The organism is Flavobacterium lotistagni (assembly GCF_011392125.1).
GTDB lineage: Bacteria > Bacteroidota > Bacteroidia > Flavobacteriales > Flavobacteriaceae > Flavobacterium > Flavobacterium lotistagni.
Genome location: NZ_JAAJBU010000005.1, coordinates 53,786 through 76,398 on the forward strand (window position 1 = coordinate 53,786; position 22,613 = coordinate 76,398).

The 22,613-nt window shown below is 39.3% G+C and carries 26 protein-coding genes; 15 read left to right on the top strand and 11 right to left on the bottom strand.

Annotated features, from left to right (window positions below):
* Positions 1 to 14: 14 nt before the first annotated feature.
* From G4D82_RS07385 to G4D82_RS07410, 6 genes are all read left to right on the top strand, one after another.
* Complete coding sequence (locus G4D82_RS07385; RefSeq protein WP_166336149.1) at positions 15 to 1,802, top strand: acyl-CoA dehydrogenase family protein; 1,788 nt, start codon at positions 15 to 17, stop codon at positions 1,800 to 1,802.
* A 170-nt stretch (positions 1,803 to 1,972) separates the two neighbouring features.
* Entirely contained in the window at positions 1,973 to 2,497 is a 525-nt protein-coding gene (locus G4D82_RS07390; protein WP_166336151.1) for a hypothetical protein, read from the top strand.
* A gap of 169 nt (positions 2,498 to 2,666) precedes the next feature.
* A complete protein-coding gene (locus G4D82_RS07395) occupies positions 2,667 to 3,194 on the top strand; it encodes a superoxide dismutase family protein (RefSeq protein ID WP_166336153.1) in 528 nt (175 codons plus the stop codon).
* Between the two features lie 11 nt (positions 3,195 to 3,205).
* Positions 3,206 to 3,772, top strand: coding sequence for a YdeI/OmpD-associated family protein (locus tag G4D82_RS07400; RefSeq protein WP_207788139.1), 567 nt, complete (start codon positions 3,206 to 3,208; stop codon positions 3,770 to 3,772).
* A 13-nt stretch (positions 3,773 to 3,785) separates the two neighbouring features.
* On the top strand, positions 3,786 to 4,184 hold the full coding sequence (locus tag G4D82_RS07405; RefSeq protein WP_166336155.1) for a hypothetical protein: 399 nt from the start codon (positions 3,786 to 3,788) through the stop codon (positions 4,182 to 4,184).
* An 82-nt stretch (positions 4,185 to 4,266) separates the two neighbouring features.
* Entirely contained in the window at positions 4,267 to 5,466 is a 1,200-nt protein-coding gene (locus tag G4D82_RS07410) for an LETM1-related biofilm-associated protein (RefSeq protein ID WP_166336157.1), read from the top strand.
* Positions 5,467 to 5,493: 27 nt separating this feature from the next.
* Here G4D82_RS07410 and can read toward each other — a convergent pair whose 3' ends face one another.
* The 4 genes from can to G4D82_RS07430 all read right to left on the bottom strand — a co-directional run bounded on the left by can (position 5,494) and on the right by G4D82_RS07430 (position 8,802).
* A complete protein-coding gene (can, locus tag G4D82_RS07415) occupies positions 5,494 to 6,132 on the bottom strand; it encodes a carbonate dehydratase (protein ID WP_166336159.1) in 639 nt (212 codons plus the stop codon).
* Between the two features lie 34 nt (positions 6,133 to 6,166).
* Positions 6,167 to 7,840, bottom strand: coding sequence for a SulP family inorganic anion transporter (locus G4D82_RS07420; protein WP_166336161.1), 1,674 nt, complete (start codon positions 7,838 to 7,840; stop codon positions 6,167 to 6,169).
* A gap of 78 nt (positions 7,841 to 7,918) precedes the next feature.
* Positions 7,919 to 8,200, bottom strand: coding sequence for a hypothetical protein (locus G4D82_RS07425; protein WP_166336163.1), 282 nt, complete (start codon positions 8,198 to 8,200; stop codon positions 7,919 to 7,921).
* A 128-nt stretch (positions 8,201 to 8,328) separates the two neighbouring features.
* Positions 8,329 to 8,802: a Dps family protein gene (locus tag G4D82_RS07430; protein ID WP_166336165.1), complete on the bottom strand. Its 474-nt coding sequence runs from the start codon at positions 8,800 to 8,802 to the stop codon at positions 8,329 to 8,331.
* 95 nt (positions 8,803 to 8,897) lie between these two features.
* Between G4D82_RS07430 and G4D82_RS07435 the strand changes: the two genes are divergently transcribed.
* Positions 8,898 to 9,839: a LysR substrate-binding domain-containing protein gene (locus G4D82_RS07435; protein WP_166336167.1), complete on the top strand. Its 942-nt coding sequence runs from the start codon at positions 8,898 to 8,900 to the stop codon at positions 9,837 to 9,839.
* A gap of 44 nt (positions 9,840 to 9,883) precedes the next feature.
* On the opposite strand, the gene G4D82_RS07440 is transcribed toward G4D82_RS07435, so the two are convergent.
* The 5 genes from G4D82_RS07440 to G4D82_RS07460 all read right to left on the bottom strand — a co-directional run bounded on the left by G4D82_RS07440 (position 9,884) and on the right by G4D82_RS07460 (position 12,210).
* Complete coding sequence (locus tag G4D82_RS07440) at positions 9,884 to 10,087, bottom strand: hypothetical protein (protein WP_166336169.1); 204 nt, start codon at positions 10,085 to 10,087, stop codon at positions 9,884 to 9,886.
* A gap of 220 nt (positions 10,088 to 10,307) precedes the next feature.
* Positions 10,308 to 10,505 carry a hypothetical protein gene (locus G4D82_RS07445; protein WP_166336171.1) on the bottom strand — a complete coding sequence of 66 codons (198 nt, stop codon included), beginning with the start codon at positions 10,503 to 10,505 and terminating at the stop codon, positions 10,308 to 10,310.
* Between the two features lie 117 nt (positions 10,506 to 10,622).
* Positions 10,623 to 11,288, bottom strand: coding sequence for a tRNA (5-methylaminomethyl-2-thiouridine)(34)-methyltransferase MnmD (gene mnmD / locus G4D82_RS07450; protein WP_166336173.1), 666 nt, complete (start codon positions 11,286 to 11,288; stop codon positions 10,623 to 10,625).
* A 2-nt stretch (positions 11,289 to 11,290) separates the two neighbouring features.
* A complete protein-coding gene (locus tag G4D82_RS07455; RefSeq protein ID WP_166336175.1) occupies positions 11,291 to 11,737 on the bottom strand; it encodes a hypothetical protein in 447 nt (148 codons plus the stop codon).
* Positions 11,737 to 12,210, bottom strand: a complete 474-nt coding sequence (locus G4D82_RS07460) for a DUF4920 domain-containing protein (RefSeq protein WP_166336177.1) — start codon at positions 12,208 to 12,210, stop codon at positions 11,737 to 11,739. Before G4D82_RS07460 ends, G4D82_RS07455 begins: the two co-directional genes overlap by 1 nt.
* Positions 12,211 to 12,388: 178 nt before the next feature.
* On the opposite strand from G4D82_RS07460, the gene G4D82_RS07465 reads away from it, so the two are divergent.
* On the top strand, positions 12,389 to 13,456 hold the full coding sequence (locus G4D82_RS07465) for a branched-chain amino acid aminotransferase (protein ID WP_166336179.1): 1,068 nt from the start codon (positions 12,389 to 12,391) through the stop codon (positions 13,454 to 13,456).
* 59 nt (positions 13,457 to 13,515) lie between these two features.
* On the opposite strand, the gene G4D82_RS07470 is transcribed toward G4D82_RS07465, so the two are convergent.
* On the bottom strand, positions 13,516 to 13,896 hold the full coding sequence (locus G4D82_RS07470) for a pyrophosphohydrolase domain-containing protein (RefSeq protein WP_166336181.1): 381 nt from the start codon (positions 13,894 to 13,896) through the stop codon (positions 13,516 to 13,518).
* 78 nt (positions 13,897 to 13,974) lie between these two features.
* Here G4D82_RS07470 and G4D82_RS07475 point away from each other — a divergent pair, with 78 nt between their 5' ends.
* On the top strand, positions 13,975 to 14,163 hold the full coding sequence (locus G4D82_RS07475) for a hypothetical protein (RefSeq protein WP_166336183.1): 189 nt from the start codon (positions 13,975 to 13,977) through the stop codon (positions 14,161 to 14,163).
* Positions 14,164 to 14,220: 57 nt separating this feature from the next.
* Here the strand turns inward: G4D82_RS07475 and G4D82_RS07480 are convergent, their stop codons facing one another.
* Positions 14,221 to 16,239, bottom strand: a complete 2,019-nt coding sequence (locus G4D82_RS07480; RefSeq protein ID WP_166336185.1) for a dipeptidyl-peptidase 3 family protein — start codon at positions 16,237 to 16,239, stop codon at positions 14,221 to 14,223.
* 151 nt (positions 16,240 to 16,390) lie between these two features.
* On the opposite strand from G4D82_RS07480, the gene G4D82_RS07485 reads away from it, so the two are divergent.
* From G4D82_RS07485 to G4D82_RS07510, 6 genes are all read left to right on the top strand, one after another.
* A complete protein-coding gene (locus G4D82_RS07485) occupies positions 16,391 to 17,503 on the top strand; it encodes an SRPBCC family protein (RefSeq protein ID WP_166336188.1) in 1,113 nt (370 codons plus the stop codon).
* Between the two features lie 57 nt (positions 17,504 to 17,560).
* Positions 17,561 to 18,100: an RNA polymerase sigma factor gene (locus G4D82_RS07490; protein ID WP_166336190.1), complete on the top strand. Its 540-nt coding sequence runs from the start codon at positions 17,561 to 17,563 to the stop codon at positions 18,098 to 18,100.
* Positions 18,101 to 18,130: 30 nt separating this feature from the next.
* A complete protein-coding gene (locus tag G4D82_RS07495) occupies positions 18,131 to 18,544 on the top strand; it encodes a hypothetical protein (protein ID WP_166336192.1) in 414 nt (137 codons plus the stop codon).
* A 12-nt stretch (positions 18,545 to 18,556) separates the two neighbouring features.
* The gene (locus tag G4D82_RS07500; protein WP_166336194.1) at positions 18,557 to 19,009 is read left to right on the top strand and encodes a sensor of ECF-type sigma factor; all 453 of its coding nucleotides are present in this window, start codon (positions 18,557 to 18,559) and stop codon (positions 19,007 to 19,009) included.
* A 185-nt stretch (positions 19,010 to 19,194) separates the two neighbouring features.
* The gene (locus tag G4D82_RS07505; RefSeq protein WP_207788140.1) at positions 19,195 to 20,472 is read left to right on the top strand and encodes a hypothetical protein; all 1,278 of its coding nucleotides are present in this window, start codon (positions 19,195 to 19,197) and stop codon (positions 20,470 to 20,472) included.
* A 157-nt stretch (positions 20,473 to 20,629) separates the two neighbouring features.
* The gene (locus tag G4D82_RS07510) at positions 20,630 to 22,591 is read left to right on the top strand and encodes a KUP/HAK/KT family potassium transporter (RefSeq protein ID WP_166336196.1); all 1,962 of its coding nucleotides are present in this window, start codon (positions 20,630 to 20,632) and stop codon (positions 22,589 to 22,591) included.
* Positions 22,592 to 22,613 lie beyond the last annotated feature (22 nt).

Genomic DNA, 22,613 nt, shown 5'->3' on the forward strand with positions numbered 1-22,613 from the left:
AAAAAAATAGCAAAATGGAAATCACAAGAGGCGGCCAATTCCTAGTCAAGGAAACCCCATGCGAGAATGTATTTACACCTGAAGATTTTTCAGAAGAACAAAAAATGATGCGCGATTCGGTCAAGGAATTTGTCGATAAGGAAATCTGGCCGAACAAAAACCGGTTCGAAAACAAAGATTACGCTTTTACAGTAGAATGCATGAAAAAAGCAGGCGAAATGGGTTTTTTGAGTGTAGCTGTCCCAGAAGCCTACGGCGGAATGGGAATGGGTTTCGTCGATACTTGTTTGGTTTGCGATTATATCTCGGGAGCCACCGGGTCTTTCTCGACTGCTTTCGGTGCGCACACCGGAATTGGAACCATGCCAATTACACTTTACGGCACTGAAGAACAAAAACAAAAATACGTTCCCAAGCTGGCTTCGGGCGAATGGTTTGGCGCTTATTGTTTGACCGAACCGGGCGCAGGCTCAGACGCAAATTCAGGAAAAACCAAAGCCGTGTTGAGCGAAGACGGCAAATATTACAGTATCACCGGGCAAAAAATGTGGATTTCCAACGCCGGATTCTGCTCGCTTTTTATTGTTTTTGCTCGAATCGAAGACGATAAAAACATCACCGGATTCATCGTTGAGAACGAGCCAAACAATGGTATTTCGATGAACGAAGAAGAACACAAACTAGGCATTCGCGCTTCTTCGACACGCCAGGTTTTCTTTAATGAAACCAAGGTTCCGGTTGAGAATATGCTTTCCGAAAGAGGCAACGGTTTCAAGATTGCGATGAATGCCTTGAACGTAGGAAGAATTAAACTCGCTGCGGCTTGCCTCGATGCACAACGTCGCGTAACCACCAATGCGATTCATTATGCCAACGAACGAGTACAGTTCAACACTGCAATTTCCCAATTCGGGGCGATTCGTTATAAACTTGCTGAAATGGCAACCTCAGCTTATGCAGGTGAAAGTGCTACCTATCGCGCCGCAAAAGATATTGAAACCCGAATTCAATTGCGTGAACAAGAAGGCGCATCCCATCAGGAAGCTGAGCTCAAAGGCGTCGAAGAATTTGCTATTGAGTGTTCTATCTTGAAAGTAGCAGTTTCAGAAGATGTACAGAATTGTGCCGACGAAGGTATTCAAATCCTTGGTGGTATGGGATTCTCGGAAGATACACCGATGGAAAGTGCTTGGCGTGACGCCCGTATCTCTAGAATCTACGAAGGAACCAACGAAATCAACCGCATGTTATCTGTCGGAATGTTAATCAAAAAAGCATTCAAAGGCCACGTGGATTTGCTCGGACCGGCCACAAAAGTGCAGGAAGAATTAATGGGGATTCCTTCATTCGATACGCCGGATTACTCGGAGTTGTTTTCCGAAGAAAAAGAAATGATTGGCAAATTGAAAAAAGCGTTCCTGATGGTAGCCGGTGGAGCCGTACAAAAGTATGGTCCTGATCTCGATGCACATCAGCAATTACTTACCGCGGCGGCCGATATCTTGATTGAAATTTACATGGCCGAGTCGACTATTTTACGCACCGAGAAACTCGCTAAAAAAGAAGGTGAAGAAACCGTAAAAGAACAAATAGCCATGGCCAAATTATACCTTTACAAGGCTGTGGATATCATCACCCAAAAAGGCAAAGAAAGCATTATTTCATTTGCTGAAGGCGACGAACAACGCATGATGCTGATGGGTTTAAGACGGTTTACAAAGTATACCAACATGCCCAATATTGTAGCGTTGCGGGAAGTGATTACCACCAAACTCGTGGCCGAAAACCAATACTGTTTTTAATCTTTATTTAGTTATTTAATTTGTTGAAAGGCCGGTCAATTTCGATCGGCTTTTTGTTTTGATTAATCAGCGAACTAGCGAGATAAAAAGACAATAAGTGTTTCCCTGCATTTTTTTATTTTCAAAAAACCGCTATTTTCGTGGCAGCTAATTACGAAAAATCCATTCACATGAAATTACTAGGCATCGGCTCGAGAATCCAACATCCTGAATACGGAAAAGGTGTTGTTACTAATGTTTCTACAAAAGAATATTGGGTCACTTTTATTGAAAACGGACTAGAAACCATAGCCATTGACAGCGAATTCGAAGTCATTGACGCAGCCGAAAACGAGGTGGATACCGTGAGCTTTTACGACGTTGAACAAAGTCTTTTGTCTATTCTCAAAAAATGGAACGGCCTCGGCGAACCAGTGCCTATTGATGACAAATGGAAAGGCGGTAAAATGATTCTTGAGCCGGGAAGAGCAGGTTTGGCTTCCAAAGATGTTCCAATCGATACGTTTTTCCACAAAATCGTCATGCTGCGCGACCGTTTGCGCGTGATGGAACAAAAAATCAACGCGAGCAATCTCGAGGAAATTGAAAAAGTCGAATTGCAGCAATACATCACCAGAATTTACGGAAGCTTGACTACATTTAACGTGCTTTTCAAATCGCAAAATGATTATTTCGTGGGCGAGAAATCTAAATAATAAATGACCGCAGTTGGTATTGTATTGAAGTTTTCCTACTACACCAGCGTTTGGCAGATACGGTAGCCTAAATTTCACCGTGAATCGCTAGATTTAGTTTTGTCTATGAGAAATTAAATTAAAAACTTGACAAGAGCGATTTTGCTTATCTTTGAAAGAAACACTAACCATGAAAAAAATACTGCTCTTTTGTGCGGTTTGTGCTGCCTTAATTTTCGGTTGTAAAACCAACAGCAATTCGGCTGATACCAAAAAACTCATTCTTACTTTTGAATCTAAAAGCAACAGCCAAGTAACCGGAACAGCTTCATTCGTTGAAAAAAAAGGATCAGTCACTTTTTCGGCCACTGTTTCTGGGCTACAACCCGGACCGCATGCCATTCACATCCACGAGAAATCAGATTGTTCTGCTGCTGATGGTAGTTCTGCCGGCGGCCATTGGAATCCTACTTTCAAAAAACACGGCAAATGGGACATGGGCGAATACCATAAAGGCGATATCGGGAATTTCACTGCTGATGCCAGCGGAAAAGGCACAATTTCATTAACCACTGACCAATGGTGTATTGGCTGCGGCGACCCCGCTAAAGACATCCTCGGAAAAGGGCTAATCGTGCACCAAGGCAGCGACGATTTTACCACGCAACCTACCGGAAATGCAGGCGCAAGATTGGCTTGTTCTGCTATTATTCAATAAATTTTATCGGTTTGGAAAAGGAACTCCATTACTTTAAAAACGCCCAACAATGGCGCGAATGGTTGCATGAAAATCACCATAAATCTAATGGTGTTGAGCTGGTTTTTTATCGTGTAGAAAGTGAATTTGAAAGTATGCGTTGGGAAGAAGCCGTGCAAGTAGCCATTTGTTACGGCTGGATTGATTCGACGGTGCGCAAATTAGATGCACATCGCCGCAAACAAACCTTCACCCCAAGAAAAGACAAAAGTGTCTGGAGTAAACTCAACAAAACTTACATCGAGAAACTCATCGCCGAGAACCTGATGCACGAAAGTGGTTTGCGAAAAATCGAAATCGCAAAGGAAAATGGCTCTTGGGAAACACTCGATCAGGTGGAAGCACTTGTCGTTCCTGAAGATTTGCAAAAAGCCTTCAACGCCAATGCAAAAGCGTCCGAGCATTTTCATCATTTCAGCAAAACCTATCGGAAAAGTTATCTGTATTGGCTCAACCAAGCCAAAAGACCAGAAACCAGAGCCAATAGAATTGCAGAAATCATAAAGTATTGCGAGCAAAATATCAAGTCTAGACCTTAGTGGTTAACTTAATATGAAAAATAAATGGCCTGATATTCTGGTGATTTTGACTTCGTTCATGGTATATTTAGAATGGGGAACCAACCAACATTGCTTTCTATTTCAAGCCGAGAAAGAAATTCTGAATAAGTTGTTTATCAATCCTATGGCTGTTTTGCATCCGCTAACCATTATTCCGATGCTGAGCCAATTATCATTACTTATCAATCTGACGCTAGAAAAAACCAATAAAGTACTAGTAATTATAGGGATTTCTGGTTTAGCTATTTTGATTTACTTTATATTTCTTGTGGGCATTTTGGCTGTTAACATCAAAATCGTTCTCTCGACCCTTCCATTTCTTATCGCTTCAACCATCGCTATTGGCCATTATAAAAGGCGATTTAGAAAGGCGATTTCCATAGAGAAATGATGAATCGTTTGAACGTTAAAATAAATGGTATTTGGGTTCCAAATGTCTAAAAAAGTATAGCTTTGCAGCGTAAAACCAAGCGATGATTAACCCCTCGGCACACGGCTGGATTGAGAAATTTTTTGTAGAGCAAAAGGCTGCAAAACCGTCTGAAACAGATACGGTCGAGCGGTTCTACGAGAAAATTCGGCAAACAGGTTTTATTTACGGACACATTATTTCTTATTCAACGCAAAGCAAAACCAATCATACCGGTTGGCTCAATGATGAAGTTTCTAAAGCCGCTCTGCTCAATGCTTTGTATCAGATTTTTAAAATTACTTCCAGTGATAATACCGCAGATATTTTTTTGAATCGTGCAGTAGCTTTTTACAACGAAATGAATCCGCAAGGTTTTAACTTCTTTAAGAAAGTGTTACCGAGTAGTTCAACAGCATTGAATTTAGAAAACATCATCGACGATCGCGTTCAAACCAACGACAATATCATCAGTAAAAACTTTTCGCATATCGTAACCAATGCGCTGCTGTTTGTAGATGTTTTGGCTTTTCAGCATTATCTACTCGAAGGAAAAATTCCGGAGAAATACCTGAAGAAACTTGAAGAAACAATTGTGAGTATTGTGGCTTTGGCACTGCGAACGAAATCCAATAAATCGCAACACGATGATTTGCTGGTCAAACTTTTTGAAGCTTCGGTGCGCTATAGTAAATTCTCGACGGTGAATATTCGCAACCTCGATACCTTGGAATTACAGTATTTTGAGAATCCGCTCGAACGGTATTATTTAATTGATATGGCCGGACTAGCCATGTGGAGCGATGGAAAAGTTGAAAACGACGAAGCCTATTTCTTGTATTCGCTCGCAGAAAAAATGCGCGTTCCCGATGATTTTGTAAACCAAAGTATCGCCGACACCAATGAATTCATCACCAAATACCAAAAAGAAATTCCATATTTCAACTATTCTAATCCGGTCAAGCATTTCTACGACCAAACCACACAACTGGTCATCACACTAATCAAACGCAACCAAAAAAGGCTGGCCAAAGAAATATCGCAAAGTCGTGAATTGATGGTATTACTGGCCCACTCTACCCAACGCGATTTAGACAAAGAAGAAAAAAAGAAAGTCAAGAAACAGTTGCTCGACATTTGTAAAACAGTGCCGTCTTTGACTATATTTTTAATTCCCGGCGGAAGTTTGCTCTTGCCGATTCTAATTAAGTTTATTCCGCAATTGCTACCTTCTTCATTTAATGAGAATTTGGAAGACCAATAAAAAAGCCACCCGAGAGCGACTATTTTTTTAGAATTTCAATTGGTATACTTCATCCAGATCTTTTTCCGAACTAATATTTACTTCAAGATCGGTAACAAAACCTGAATTCAGACCGTAAGCCCAACCGTGTAAGGTTAAGTCTTGACCGGTTCTCCAGGCGCCTTGAACAATAGAAGTTTTGGCCAAATCGAATACTTGTTCTTTGACATTGATTTCAACGAATTTATTGAAGCGTTCTTCCTCGTTTTGAATCGTATCCAAATAGTCTTGATGCAAACGATAAACATCTTTAATGTGGCGAATCCAGTTGTCAATCAAACCAATAGAATCATTACCCATTGCTGCTTTCACACCACCACAACCATAATGCCCGCAAACAATAACGTGTTTTACTTTGAGTACATTCACCGCATAATCCAGTACGCTGAGCATATTCATATCGGAATGAATCACCATGTTGGCGATATTTCTGTGCACAAAAACCTCACCCGGTTTAGCTCCAATAATTTCGTTGGCCGGAACGCGACTGTCTGAACAACCAATCCAAAGTAATGGCGGAGTTTGCCCTTTGGCTAAATGCTGAAAATAATTCGGATCTTGAGACAACGATTTCTCGACCCATTCTTTATTATTGTCTAGTATTTTTTTATAGAAATCACTGCTCATGCTATAAGTTTTTAGAGTTACTAAATGTAATTAATTAATTCTTGTTTTGTGATGGATTTGAAATCTCATCAGGGAAAATCTCTTTGGTCACCATTTTTCTTTTGGCTACGTCATAAACGTGTTCGATAGTTACTTTGTTCAATGATTCGTCGGTGTTTTGCAACTGATAGGCCTTTTTGAATCCTTTGAGTTTGACTTTGATATTTTCGTCAATGGCACGTGTGGTTTTGAATTCGCGGATCAAATCGAGAATATCATGGGCAATATAAACCGTATCTTGGGCATTGATAATCACTTTAGAATTCTCAGGAATGGCCTTCAAGGTCGATTTAATAGCGGCTTTGTTCAGAAATGAAACTTCTTGCGCTAAATCGATGTGGATAATATCGCCATCAGCATAAGCTTCTTTTCGGAAACTGTAAGCGCGTTTAAGATTCCCTTTCAAAACGAAGATAATACTGATAACAATTCCCAAGGCAACACCTTTTAAAAGATCGGTAAAGACAACACCTACCAATGTAGCGATAAATGGCACAAACTGGTATTTCCCTTTTTCCCAAAAATGCTTGAAAGTAGCGGGTTTAGCGAGCTTATACCCCACCATCAACAACACAGCAGCCAAAGTAGCTAAAGGGATTTTATTTAAGATGGTTGGAATCAAAATCACGCTCAGTAAAAGCAAAAATCCGTGAATTATGGTAGACATTTTAGATTTTGCTCCGGCATTATTATTGGCCGAAGTACGAACCACTACAGAGGTCATGGGCAATCCGCCTAAGAGTGAACTTACCATATTTCCGATGCCTTGCGCTCTGAGTTCGACGTTGGTATCGGTGTAACGCTTCATGGCATCCATCCGGTCGGCCGCTTCAATGCAAAGCAAAGTTTCGATAGAAGCCACAATCGCAATAGTTAGCGCGGTTACCCATACCTTTGGATTGGTTATCGCAGTAAAATCCGGAAAAACCAAAATCGCTTTGAATTCTTCTACTGAAGTAGGCACCGGAAGCGCCACCAAATGCTGTTTTTGAATCTCAAATATACTTCCAGTGGCAATAAAAATTTCATTTAAAATCACACCGAGTATAACTGCAACTAAAGCCCCTGGGACTACTTTGAGTTTTTTGAGTGCTGGTATTTTGTCCCAAGCAATGAGGATAATCAGTGAAATAGCAGTGATTAAAATAGAACCCAATTGAACATGATCGAGCAAAGCAGCCAATGCAGAAAAGGTATTGCTACCATCTTCCTGCATAAAGGATTCGTCTCCTTCGAAGTCACTGTCATAACCAAAAGCATGAGGCAATTGCTTTAAGATAATAATGATGCCAATACCGGCAAGCATTCCTTCAATAACATTGGTCGGGAAATAATTCGAGATACTTCCAGCCTTAATCAAACCTAACAAAAGTTGAATAATTCCTGCGAAAAATACAGCAGTTAAGAAGATGTTGAAAGCACCAAAGTCTGTAATTGCCGTGAGCACAATTGCGGTTAGCCCAGCAGCCGGTCCGCTTACACTGAGTTGTGACTGACTTAGATAACCCACAACGATTCCGCCAATTACACCGGAAATAATGCCTGAAAATAAAGGTGCTCCCGAAGCCATTGCAATACCCAAACACAAAGGAAGCGCCACTAAAAAAACCACCAAACCTGAAGCAAAATCAGATTTAAGGTTCGAGAAAATATTAATTTTTTTTGTCATGATACCTGATTAAGTTGAATACAAGAATTGAATCCTACTGCAAAATAAGACTTCAATTTTACGAGAAAATTCGCGGTATTAAACTTCTTCAGGTGGCGGAATGAAAATGGCAGAAGCAATTTTGTCGTGCCTTGTATTGTGTTCTGCGTGAATTGAGATGGATTTGGTTTCAGGAAATAGAATCAAAGTATAAAAAAAACCATCTTGCAAATCGGCTTTAACTTCTTTGTGCGGCTGCTCTTCTTCGGCTGTGCTGTAAAAGTAGGAAGTATCAGTACTATTTTCGATTAAACTCACAACAGTTGGTGTCGCCAAAAAAGCAACAAAAACCATCAAAAACAATTGAGCAATCCACTTCATGGCGCAAATGTAAAATTATAGGTGAGCCAATTGACAAGCCGAGCCAAATTTAAACAAAAATTAACAACCATAAAAAACCATTCCCTGCTTTTATAGAGAATGGTTGATTTATGTTGAACTTATGTGAATTATTCCTGTAACCAAGCCTGCATCATCCATATCAGTTTTTCTTGTTCGGCTATAAAATCACTCATCATAGCATTAGTGCCTTCATCATTGATTTTGCCAGATTGCTCCAAAATGACACGTTCAATTTTTAACAAACTTGACAGCGAACCAACTATTAAATGAATTGCTTCGGTATCGGTGTGGATGTTTTTACCAACTTGGAGTTGGCTGTTTTTGATGTAATCCTCAAAAGTATGAAGTGGAATTCCGCCTAAAGTAAGTACCCGTTCTGCAATAAGATCAATTTTGAGTTGGCTGTCGTTGTAGAGTTCTTCGAATTTCAGATGCAAATTGAAGAAATTTTTTCCGCGAATGTTCCAATGCAATCCGCGTAGGTTTTGATAATACACTTGAAAATTGGCCAAAAGTAAGTTCAACTCGGCTACCATGATTTCAGTTTCTTTCAATGGAAGCCCTAAAATATTTGTTTTCATTGGATTGGATTTTACTTCAAAAGTAAAGATATTCTTCGAACAAGACTCTGCTGCAAATTGATAGTGTTTATATTTGCATCAAATCAGATTATAAAATGACCATCACCCAACTTCAATATGTTTTGGCTGTGGCTGAACATAAAAATTTCACTCTGGCTGCCGAAAAATGTTTTGTCACCCAACCTACCCTAAGTATGCAAATTCAAAAGGTAGAAGAAGAACTCAATATTTTGATATTTGACCGCAGTAAAAAACCTATCCAACTCACTGAAATTGGGCAGAAAATCGTTAATCAAGCTAAGAATATTGTCAATGAAGCTGACCGGATAAAAGATATCGTCGAGCAGCAGAAAGGATTTATCGGCGGCGAATTTCGTTTGGGAATTATCCCGACTATTATGCCCACTCTACTTCCGATGTTTTTAAACAACTTTATCAAAAAATATCCGAAAGTAAAACTCATTATTGAAGAGCTCAATACTGATGAAATTATTACCAAACTCAACAACGGACATCTTGATGCCGCTATTGCCGCGACCCCGCTTATGGAGGAAAAAATAAAGGAAGTAGTGCTGTATTTTGAACCGTTCATGGCTTATATTCCACAGTCACACCATAATTACAGTAAGTCTGAAATCGAAGTAAGCGATTTGAATCTGGATGAAATTTTATTACTGCAAGACGGGCATTGTTTCCGAGATGGTATTTTAAATTTATGCAAAAATACTGTCAAACCCGAAGGCAATCATTTTCAACTGCAAAGCGGTAGTTTTGAAACTCTTATTAAATTGGCAGATGAAGGTTTAGGAATTACTTTATTGCCTTACTTGCATACGCTAGATTTAAAAGAAGCCGACAAACTCAAACTAAAGCATTTCAAAGAGCCAAAACCGGCTCGTGAAGTCAGTCTAATTTTTCCAAAAACAGAACTCAAAATCCATATTATTGATGCTTTGCGGAGTACCATTTCCGGAGTTGTAAAAGGCGCTATTGTTTTCCACAATGTTGAAATCATTAGTCCGATTACCAAAAAATAAAGGAACCCGAAAGTTCCTTTTTAATGTTTTTGCGTCAAATGGATTTAACCCGCCACGTTGACGATACTTATGTATGGTTGTAATTCTGGTTTTTCACTGGTAAAATTAGTCAACCATTTCTTCAGCTGTTCTAACTCGTAAGGCAATAAATTTTTGATTGCTTTTCTGAGCTCTTTACAAAAAAGAACCGGATCGAAGCTCACTCTTTCGAGCACCGATTTGGTGTAGTCGTAGATCATTCTAGGCATAATGGTAAGATTTAGGGGTTATCTTAATAAGAACGTGGGGTAAAAGTAAAAGAAAAAAACATAAGCTGCAAGACAAACGGTAAAAAAACAACGATTAAATACCTAAAAAATCGACGAAATGCACTTTATCGAAATTTATTAAGGATTAAATCTTACAGAATTCACACTACTATAACGATATCGTTCCATAAAAAAAGAGCCGTTTAAGCTCTTTTAGTTGTTATCGGTTAACGTAAATCAGACACTGCCTTAACTCAGGCTTCTCGGCGGTGTAGCTCAATAGCCATTCTGTGAGTTGTTCAATCTCGTATGGTAAAAGCACTTTTAAAGCTTTGTCAAGTTCCTTACAGAAAAGTGTTGGGTCGAAACTCACTCTTTCGAGAATGTTTTTGGTGTATACATACATCGATTTTCTCATAACCTGAAGTGCATTGGGTTGGTTGGTGTAATAGATTTATTTGCTCTGTCAGAATCAAATTTAATTAAAAAAAATAAAAGTGTTTTCCCAGAAAAATGTTAATTCACACAAGCAAAATCATAATTTTTTAGTGGCACGCAACATTTCTCTTTTTCCTGGCGGGCCGGGCAGTTTCTCAACCGAAAAACCAACTTCAATCATACTTCTTCTTACCTCGCCCCTAGCGGCATAAGTAACTAAAACACCATTGTTTTTCATGGCTTTGAACATCTTGCAAAAAATTTCAGTGCGCCACAATTCTGGTTGGACACGAAATCCGAAAGCATCAAAATAAATCAAATCGAACGCTAATACATCATCAATCTGATCAATGAATTGTTTTCTTTTGGTCAGCGAAAAAGTATCGGTCAATGACCATTTTTCATTCCAAGGCGATGCGTGCATTTTCTCAAAAACAACCGATTGCTGACTGGCATTCAATTCGTTAACGTAATTCATTGAAGCTATTTCGGCTTCAGAAACCGGATAAGCTTCCACGCCAATATAATCGACTTGGATTTGAAGTTTAGCAGCTTCTAAAAAAGTAATAAAAGCGTTTAGACCAGTACCAAAGCCAATTTCAAGAATACTAATCGGCTTTCCTGCAAATAAAACCAATCCGTTTTGAATGAAAACATGATTGGCTTCTTGAATCGCACCGTGTTTGGAATGGTAATTTTCGTTCCAGTCGGGTAAATATATCGTGGTAGAACCATCGGCTGTCTGGATGATTTCCCGCTTCATGATTATTGAATATACAACTTTTTGATTCTTGCAATAGGCCCACCACATTTGCCTTCATGACAAGTAATGCAAGCTTTTACTCCATCGTTGAAATGCTGCTTCACATTTTCCGAATCGCTGTAAATCAATTGCTGCGCCTTGATATAGGCTTCAGCTTTTTCTTTAAAAAAGTCGTCGTTATCAGCCTCATCAGTCATTTTAGCCGTATGTATTTTCAGAAAATGCTTCGGGAACTTACCGATAGTATCGCTTTTAATGATTCGCTCTTTCAAGCGCTGGTTATCGACATACATTTGTTCCATCAAGGCGGCCATTTCTGACATTTCATACATCTTAAAACGGCTCTTAGGCTTTTCACATGCCGGCTTTACTTTGGGTTCCAGTTTTGGTTCCTTTTTATGACAGCTCAATACCACCAAGCAAATCAATAACAACGAAACTTTTTTCATTATTCTTTAATTAAAACCCCGTCTGCAAGGAACGAATAAGAAGTTTTAGGCTTGGTGATTTTCTCGATTTCGGCTTTGGATTTTCCCGCATCTTGCGCATAATGGCGTAATTCGGCTACACTTTCCACTTCTACAAATGCTTTACCGCTTATAATAACTTCGCTTCCTGCAGCATTCAGTGGCATGAAGAAAGCATAGTCCTTGAATTTAACAAAAGCGGTTTTCCCGTTGCCTAGTTCGAGGTTCATCCAGCAACCTTTTTTCGAACAAACATCGACAATTTTAGAAGTGAATTTCACATTGAGCGAGTCGCCTTTTTTTAGCTTGCCGTATTTGGCTGCCATTTTTTCCTTGGAAATAGCGCCTTCTTTAGAAATTTTTGCTCCGAAAGAAGCATACTGATTGTTAGTCGATTTGTTTTGAGCGTATGCCGTTGAAACTGTAATCAAAAGCAATAAAATGATTTTTTTCATGTATTGAGTTTTTTGGATTTTGCTAGAATTTTCGAAACAAAAATAAACGGATTATTGATAGTATTGAACACTTTAATTTTATTATTTTAGCCAAAATTAAAACCGAGGATTTTATTCTGTAAAATATCGATTTTTATGCGTTCATATCCAATTACTTACCTCAAAAAACAAGCAGTAAATGAGTTCAAATCTTACTCACGAAATCGATATAGTTACCGTTCCTGTTTCTAAAATTGACAGTGTGGATTTTGAAAACCTAGCTTTCGGAAGCGTATTTACCGACCACATGCTAGTTTGCGATTTCCGTGAAGGCCAATGGCACAAACCTCAAATTAAACCTTACGAGCCTTTTATGATTGATCCTTCGGCCAAAGTTTTCCATTACGGACAAGCTATTTTTGAAGGAATGAAAGCTTATAAAACTGAGCAAGATGAAGTTTGGTTGTTTCGTCCGGATCAGAATTTAAATCGTTTGAATAAATCGGCGGTGCGGATGGCAATGCCGGAAATTCCGGAAGATATTTTCATGAGCGGTTTACACCAACTCATCAATTTAGAACGCAATTGGGTCAAAAAAGGAAAAGGCAACACCTTGTATATTCGTCCATTTATGATTGCCATTGGTAGTGGTGTGATTGCAGCGCCTTCTACACAATACCGCTTTATGATTATACTATCACCGGCGAAAAGTTATTATTCTGGCGAAGTGAAAGTACTGATAGCCGACCATTACAGCCGCGCAGCCAACGGTGGAATTGGTGCCGCAAAAGCAGCTGGTAATTATTCGGCGCAGTTTTATCCGACCAAGCTGGCTAATGATAAAGGTTTTCAACAAGTCATCTGGACCGATGATGCCACACATACCAAACTAGAAGAAGCCGGAACAATGAACGTGTTTTTCCGAATCAATGATACTTTGTACACCGCACCGATTAGCGAAAGAATCCTCGATGGCGTGACGCGCAAAAGCTTGATTGCCCTAGCACAACGCGACGGAATCAAAGTGGAAGAACGATCCGTATTAGTTTCTGAACTTATAGAAGCAGCTCAAAACGGTAGCCTCAAAGAAATCTTTGGAGCCGGAACCGCTGCGGTGGTCAACCCGATTTCTGGTTTTTCTTACGAGGAAAAATTTTATGAAGTGCCCAAACAAGAAAATTCAATCGCATTAGAGCTCAAGGAAAAACTAACTAATATTCAGTATAAATTGGCAGAAGATACTTTTGGCTGGACTGTCAAAGTATAAATTTCATACACCTAAATAAAAAACCGAGAACAAAATTCTCGGTTTTTTTATGCAGTAGTTTAAATGATTTTAGAAAAATCGGGTTTGAAATAATTCGGGCCTTTCATCACTTTGCCGTCTTCGCGATAAATAGGTTTGCCGTCTTCGCCGAGTTTGCTCATATTGCTGCGCTGGATTTCATCAAAAACAGCTTCAATCTTGTGTTGCAATCCGTGTTCGATGATGGTGCCGCAGAGAATGTAAAGCATATCGCCCAAAGCGTCGGCAATTTCTACCAAATCGTTATTTTGAACGGCTTCGAGATATTCTTCGTTTTCTTCTTTCATCAAATTGAACCGCAATAGGTTTTTGACTTCGCCCAAATCGGCTCTAGGAATTTCGCTGTGACCTATCTCGAAAGCTGTATGAAATTCGGTAACGGCCTGAAGTTGTTTTTGCATATTTAAAGGAATTAATTCTCTTGCAAAATACCAACTTTAAAGCACCGATTGACTACATTTGTCACAAAAATTATCATCATGTTTTCAACCGGACAATTGGTTTTTGCCGTCTTGTTTTTCATTGCCTTTGTTATAGTAATTACCTTTTCTTACCGAAAAGACGTCGCTATTCACAACCGATTCTACAAAGGAAACTATAAAGTACTAATCGCTTTTCTGCTTTTTGTTGTCTTACTTTTTGTGATTAAAGTAGTGATGAAACGCTAACACTATCCAAAAAAAAACGCCTTCAAGAAGAAAGCGCTTTTTAAAGGAATATGCGGATTAATTCTCGTCGGGCAAGAAATTATAATTTTCGGAATACTGTAGCATTTGATCGGCAAAATACATGGGTTGCTTCACCTTGATATCAATGATATTTCCTTTGATGTCTTTTTGTGGCTCCAAAATCGGATTGACAAAACCATTATAAGGCGGCGTGGTGAATTGCTTGTTTCTTTGTAGCACTTCTGCGTGCAATTGCTGATTGACTTTCACACCATAATTTTCAACTAGGTTTTTTCCGGCCTTGTAATCGCCTTCAGATTTGATGCGCTGCACTTCACGCAATAAATCTCCGAACAAAACATGTAATTTCTCGTAATCGTTGATATTAAAATAGGTTTTCCCGTTGCGCGAAACTTGCTCAATCACGTTGTCTTTTTTGCCTTTTTCGAAAACCCAAGCGCTCACCCATTGGCGGTTTCTCATGTGTGCTTCTTCTAGGTCAGCTCCTAATTCTAAACGAACCAACTGGGTCATCAAACCATTTCTGATGTAACTGTCATAGGCTTCCTTTCCGAGATTTTGCCAATTATCGACCAAGCCCAACTCTTGCAATTTTGGATTGTATAAATAGTAAAGTCCGACCAAATCTGCGCGACCTTCTTCTAAAGTAGAAGCATAACTTTTCAAAGTTTCCTTAGGCGTACCCACACCTGGATTGATTTGCCCTGAAGCGTGACCAACTACTTCATGTAAAGCAGTGTGCAATTTATCGCCAAGTTCACCATACTTCTCTGCTAGTGCAATTTCTTCTGAATCATTGGCGAATTCAAGTAATTTTCCTTTACCTCCTGATTTCGCATAGGAATCGATGATGTTCCCCAATGAAACTGACTTTGAACCATAGGCTGCACGAATCCAATCTGCGTTGGGAAGATTTACACCTATGGGCGTACTTGGAGAAGAATCGCCTGATTCGCCAGCAACGGTAACTGTTTTATAGGAAACACCAACCACATTTTTCTTTTTATGTTGAGGCATCAGCGGAGAATGATCTTCAAACCACTGGGCATTTTTAGATACAACTTCCATCTTGGCCGACATATCGAAATCTTTGATCTGAACAACGCCTTCATAAGAACCACGGTATCCGAGCGGATCGTTATATACTTCGATAAAGCCATTGATGTAATCGATATTGCCCTCAGTGGCTTGCAACCAAGCAATATTGTAATCGTCCCACGTTTTGAGATCGCCAGTTTTGTAATACTGGATGAGTAACCCAAGGGCATCAGCTTGATTTTGATTTTCAGCCACTTCTTTAGCTTTTTCTAGCCAATAAATGATTTTGTCGATGGCAGGCCCATACATACCACCACTTCTCCATACTTTTTCTTCGAGTTGGCCATTCGCATTGCGTACAAGCTTAGAATTCAATCCGAAAGAATAAGGTTGGTCCGGATTCGGACTTTTCTTTTTGGCATAGAAATCTTCAACCTCTTTTACCGAAATACCTTTGTCGTAAAAATTAATCGCCGAACCAGACAACAACCCTTTCGATTCATCTAGGTTGACTTTTTTAGCATCTTCATCATTAAACAAGATATCAACAATTTTTGCATCGAGTGAAGTATTGGTCGCCTTGAGCAAACCTTTAAAATAATCTTTTGAAAAAGTAGGTTTGATTTTATCGCTGGCGTAATGGTGGTGAATCCCGTTGGAAAACCATACGCGCTTGAGGTAAATCTGAAACTCTTTCCATTGGTCGTCTTTTTCACCTTTATAATTGGTGTAGATTTTTTCTAAGGCTTTTCTTATTTTGAGGTTGTGTTTGTAATGCTGATCCCACATGATGTCACGTCCGGAATTGCCTGCCTCGGTAAGATAGTAAACCAAGAGCTTTTCTTTCAGCGTAAGTTTGTCCCAGCCTGGAATCTGGTAACGCAAAACACGGATATCAGCAAATTGCTCAACGATGTAATCAAAATCATCTTGTGAAGTAGATTTTCCTGATTGTGCCTGTGAAAACAGCGAAAAACAAACTGTAGTGGCCCAACAGGTGAAGTGTGATAGTTTCATTATAGTTGTATTTTAGTTTCGATTTAAAAATGCAAAACAAATATAATATAGTTTCACCTACTTGACAGCTAAATAATATCGGCACATTGATAAAATGGTCTTATTTTGAATATTAATTTCTAACTTTACGAAGTTCACCAAACCTAGATTTATGACCATTCTAAAGTATCTTTTCCTGCTTTTATTGCTCGCACTTTTTGCTACAACAGTTTATGTAGCCACACTCGACGGGAATTTTGAAGTCACGACTTCGGCAGTAATAAAATCTCCAAGAGCCACCCTTTTCAATTTCGTGAACGATTATCGCAATTGGGAAACCTTTGTTTCATGGAAGAAAGAAGATCCAAGTGCTCAATTTTTCTATCCGGGAAATACCGTTGGTAAAGGTGGTTCTTATTCTTGGAAAAGTAACGAAGGTGATGGTGATATGACGACTACAGCCATTCAAGATGGCCAATCGATTAGTCAAAAAGTACACTTAAGTGGCGCTGAATCTAGTTCAACTTGGGTGTTTAAAGATACCGTTGGCGGCACCAAAATTATATGGCGTTCAAAAGGAAAGATGAGCTTTAAGTATAAAATGTATGCGTTGTTCAAAGGCGGTGCATCAGAAACTTATGAGAGCAATCAACAAAAAACTTTGGCCCAACTAGAAAAAACTTTGGCCTATGAAATTAACACATACAAAATAAAAGTTAATGGTTTGGTCAAGAAAACAGGAACTTTTTATCTGAAGCAATCTATTAACAGTAAAATTGAAAAAATTGCTTCCAATCTTCGGATTATGATTCCGAGGATGATTCGCTTTACTGAAAAAAACAAAATTACTACCACAGGCCACCCGTTTGTGATATATCACACCTATGATACCGTAAATGGTGTCAGTAATTTGTCGGTTTGTATTCCCGTGAAAGAGGAAATTCATATTAGTGAAGGTAGTGATATGAGTTCGGGATTACTTTATCCGTTTCAAGCGGTAAAAACTACGCTCATAGGCGATTATTCTCATACCCGTGAGGCTTGGAGCAAAACTAGAGATTATCTTAAAAAAAACTACTTAACCGAAAATCTTGGAGGCACTGCATTGGAAATATACAGCACCAATATGGTTCAGGTGGCCAATCCATCGAAATGGGTTACTGAAATTTACGTTCCGATTAAAGCGCAAGCTCCGGCAGCACTTGTTAACACTGCAGCAACATCGGTTCCTCTCCCGACAACCGCACCTGTTGAAACGACAAGCCCGGAAACCAATACGCCTTAAATTTTCTCGCCCGATTAAACCATTGGTGAAAAATCGACTCCAATCGAAAAAATTGACTTGGAAGAACAGGAATTCATAGCACAATTGCTCGATCCGAAAACGCAAAATGCCGCGTTTGCGAAACTCCTGAACGACTATCAGAAGCCATTATACCGTCACATCCGCAATATTGTAATCGATCACGACGATGCTGACGATGTTCTACAAAACACTTTTGTAAAAGTTTTCCGTCACCTTCAAAACTTCAAAGGTGAAAGCAAACTATTTTCTTGGGTATATCGGATTGCAACAAATGAAGCGATTACTTTCATCAACAGGAAAAACAAACAAACCAAAATTACAAGCCAGGATTTGCAAAGCAGATTGGTTGAAAACCTTAAAGCAGATCAGTATTTTGACGGTAACGACATCCAGATCAAATTACAAAAAGCCATAGCCACGCTGCCGCAGAAACAACAACTCGTTTTCAAGATGCGGTATTACGAAGAAATTAAATACGAAGATATGTCGGAGATATTAGGCACTTCTACCGGAGCATTAAAAGCGTCTTACCACCATGCGGTAAAGAAGATTGAAAATTATATAACCGGACATTAAACCCAACTATGCTAAATTTGTCATACGACCATGAAAACATTTAAACTTGATGAGCATCCCAAAATAACCTCGGGTTTTAAAATTCCTGATGGTTACTTTGACGGTCTGCAAGAGAAAATCCAGCAAAAAATTGATCATGAGCCTACTCCGGTGATTGCTTTGCATTCGAACAAAAAAACTTGGATTTGGGCCGCAGCCGCAGTACTGATAATTGCCACCGGGATTCCGTTGGCGAATTACCTCAGTCAACCGAATGTAGAAATCGATTCAACCACCTTAGAAAATTACTTGGTACGCCATACTGAAATTAGTAATGAAGATATCGTCGAGCTCATGGACGATGAAGAAATAGCCAAAATCCGCGTTGATATGAAACTTGAAGACCGCGAACTTGAGGAAGCATTGAGTGGTGTAAATACCATAGAAGATTGTTTAATTAACTAAAGAAACAACCCGATGAAAACCTATAAAATCATATTACCTTTTTTACTTTTAATCAGCACTTTCGGATTTTCGCAAGGGCATATGAAACAACAAAAAGAAAAAATCAAAGCGCTTAAGGTGGCGTATATCACCGAAGAATTACAACTCACTTCAGAAGAAGCTGCTAAATTTTGGCCACTTTACAACGCATTCGACGACAAGCAAAAAGAATTCAAACAAGAAAAAAGACGGGCCTATCTAGACAGAATGGACGGCACGGAAATTAACAAACTAACCGACAAAGAAGCTACCGCCATGTTGAGCCAAATAGAAAATAATGAAGAAGAACTTTACCAGCTCAGAAAAAGATTCGTCGCCAGCCTCAAAGGCGTGATTCCGGCCATTAAAATCATCAAACTCAAAAAAGCTGAAGAAGGCTTTAATCGGAAACTACTGCAACAGTATCGCAACAAATTTAAAGACTAATTAAACTAAAAGACCGCAATCAACAGCGGTTTTTTTTCTGGCTAACGCAAGTATATTCAAGCAATTCTGACTATTAACATAAAATTATAACCTCACAAAAAAAGCGCTGGCACAGTAATTGGAATTCCGAACAAAACAATCATCTCAACTACGATTGTTGCAGTATTAATCAAAACCTCACCGTCATGAAAACCAAAACTATTTTTCTCGCTTGCACTTTGTTTCTGACCTGCGGAATCTTCGCCCAAGATCGCACCACAGTCAATGCCATGAGTTCAGAAATCAGCGATAATCTTGACCTTCGCGCCATTGCCTCTATTTTTGGTCAGGCCAAGAATCTCGAAGATTTTGAAAGACAACTCAACGATCCGCAAACCCAGCTTTCGAATCTCGACCTTAATGATGATAATCAGGTAGATTATCTTAGAGTCATTGAATCTGCTGAAAAAAATACACACCTGATTATTGTTCAAGCGGTTTTAGGAAAAGATCTTTTTCAGGATGTAGCTACCATCGAAGTAGAGAAAGACCGTAACAATAAAGTACGAGTTCAAGTAGTGGGTGATGTTTATATGTACGGAGACAATTATATTTACGAACCCGTTTATGTAACTGTTCCTGTGATATACAATACTTTTTGGGTGCCGCGCTATCGTCCGTATTGTTCGGCTTGGTATTGGGGATATTACCCAACTTATTATTACGCTTGGACTCCGTTTCCGGTTTTTAGATACCGCCACCACATTAATATCCACATCAATTTTCACAACCATTACAATTACGTAACTACACGAAGCTGCACTAGGGCTTATGCCTTACACCGGCCATTAAGAGCCAACTATTGTGAGAGAACTTATCCAACCAGAGCTTTCGCTTACCGCAACAATACTGTCAAGAACAGTTATGAGTTGAATCAGACCAGACAAATTAAGAACGTGCGTTATCCTAACGACGTAGCTTATACCAATACAACGAAAGGAAGAAATCCTGACCCGATCAAACAAAGTACAAGAACTGAGAATCATTCTGGCACAAGAACCAATTCTGCGAATTTTGACCCTATCAGACAAAGTCCTAGAAATGAAGGTTCTTATCAAAATACAAGAACCAACGAGCCTGTAAAACTAAGCACCAGAAATGAGGGTTCTTATCAAAGCACGAGAACCAACGAACCTATAAAACTAAGCACCAGAACAGAAGTATACGGAACTCGAAATCAAGAACCAATCAAACAAAATACAAGATATGAAACTAGTCAAATCGGAAGGCAAAAACCTGATCGCGACACCAGAACCAATAACCAAACTAATAACGGCGAGCGTACCAGAGGAATTTCAACTCCGAAGTTCGAAACAGGAAATTCCACAAGCCACACCTCAAGAGTTTACAACTCTGGAAACATCGGTAGAGAAAATTCACCACGCGGCGAAAGAACTTCAAACAACGAACGAAGAAGCCGTTAGATAATCCAAGATTCTAATTCTAAAACACTGCTCAATGCGGTGTTTTTTTATTTCAGAAAAATACTGTTACTGTGACCTTGCTAAAAATAAATGCCGTTTTGTAAAAAATATGTATTTATAATAGTAAATTTGTCCTCTTTTTTTAAAAGCTTTTTATATGAGCGCGCAACATCACGGTCTTCACAGTAAACTCACCTTTGCAGGTTTATTGATTACACTAGGGATTATTTACGGCGATATTGGTACTTCCCCGCTCTACGTAATGAAGGCCATCATTGGAACACATGCCATTAGTTCCGATGTTGTACTCGGCGGAATTTCCTGTATTTTTTGGACGCTTACTTTACAAACCACCATCAAATACGTACTAATTACCTTAAGTGCTGACAACCACGGCGAAGGCGGAATTTTTGCCTTATATGCACTGGTCAAAAGAACTAAAGTAAGATGGCTCATTATTCCGGCAATTATTGGCGGTAGCGCACTTTTAGCCGATGGAATTATTACACCGCCGATTTCAGTTTCTTCAGCAGTAGAAGGAATTCGTACCTTTTATCCGGATATCAATACAGTACCGATTGTTATCGGAATTTTATTTGCCTTGTTTTACATTCAGCAATTTGGCACCAAACTCGTTGGAAAGTTTTTTGCTCCGTTGATGTTACTTTGGTTTGGCATGTTAGGCGTACTAGGAATACTTCAAATAGCTGATCATCCTGAGGTATTCAAAGCCATCAACCCTTATTATGCTTATCATTTGCTAACAATTCACCCGGAAGGGTTTTATGTGTTGGGTTTTGTCTTTCTCTGTACAACCGGAGCCGAAGCTCTGTACTCAGATATGGGGCATTGCGGTAGAAAAAACATTCGTATCAGTTGGATTTTTGTCAAAACCACGCTCGTTTTGAATTACTTCGGACAAGCCGCTTACCTAATCCAACACGAAGGTCAAACTTTATTAGGGTTGGGTGGCAAGAATGGCAATCCATTTTACCTGATTATGGCTGATTGGTTCCAACCAATTGGAATCGTCATCGCGACTATTGCAGCAATTATAGCATCTCAAGCCCTAATTAGTGGCTCGTTTACTTTAATTAACGAAGCCATGCGATTGAATTTCTGGCCGAAAGTTAAAATCAAATACCCCACTGAATTGAAAGGTCAGCTTTATATTCCGTCAATCAATTGGTTATTATTGGCTGGTTGTATCATGGTTGTTTTACATTTCGAGGAATCAAGCAACATGGAAGCCGCTTATGGCTTAGCTATCGTGCTGTGCATGATTATGACTACTTTGCTGCTGAACTATTACATGATTATCAAAAGGGTTTCTTGGTATTTTATCGCGCCTATTATCCTAGTTTATGTCGTTCTTGAATTTAGCTTTTTGGTCGCCAACTTGAAGAAATTCACCCATGGCGGATATGTCACTTTGTTCATTGCCTGTATCCTTATCGGTATTATGGCTACTTGGTTCCGCGCCAAGAAAATCAGCAAGATGTACACTAAAATCGTCAAAATCGATGACTATAAAAAAGTACTTGCCGAACTTAGCGTCGATTTATCTATCCCAAAATATGCCACCCATTTGGTTTATATGACTAATGCAGGCCGGATTGACGAGATCGAAGAAAAGGTCATGTATTCGATTTTGCAGAAAAGACCCAAACGTGCCGATATTTATTGGTTTGTGCATGTGAATATTCTCAGCGAGCCATACAAAACCGAATATAAAGTCACCGAAATTGTTAAAGACGACGTGTTCCGAATCGATTTCAACTTAGGTTTCCGCGAACCAACGAAAATCAATCTGATGTTCAAAGAAGTCTTGCGCGATATGGTAAAAAAAGGCGAAGTAGATGTAACCAGCCGTTACGAATCGCTCAGTAAAAACAATATCATTGGCGACTTTAAATTTGTGCTTTCCGAAAAATTCCTGTCCAATGACAGTGATATGCGTTGGGACGAGAAAATCATCATGAACACTTACTTCTTCATCAAAAAACTGAGTTTGTCTGAAGAAAAAGCGTTTGGCCTTGACAGCAGTTCGGTGAAAATTGAAAAATTCCCGATGGTACTGCATCCGCCAGAAAAAATGTGCCTCACTCGCATCAATTAAAAAATATGACCCGTTGCGGTTA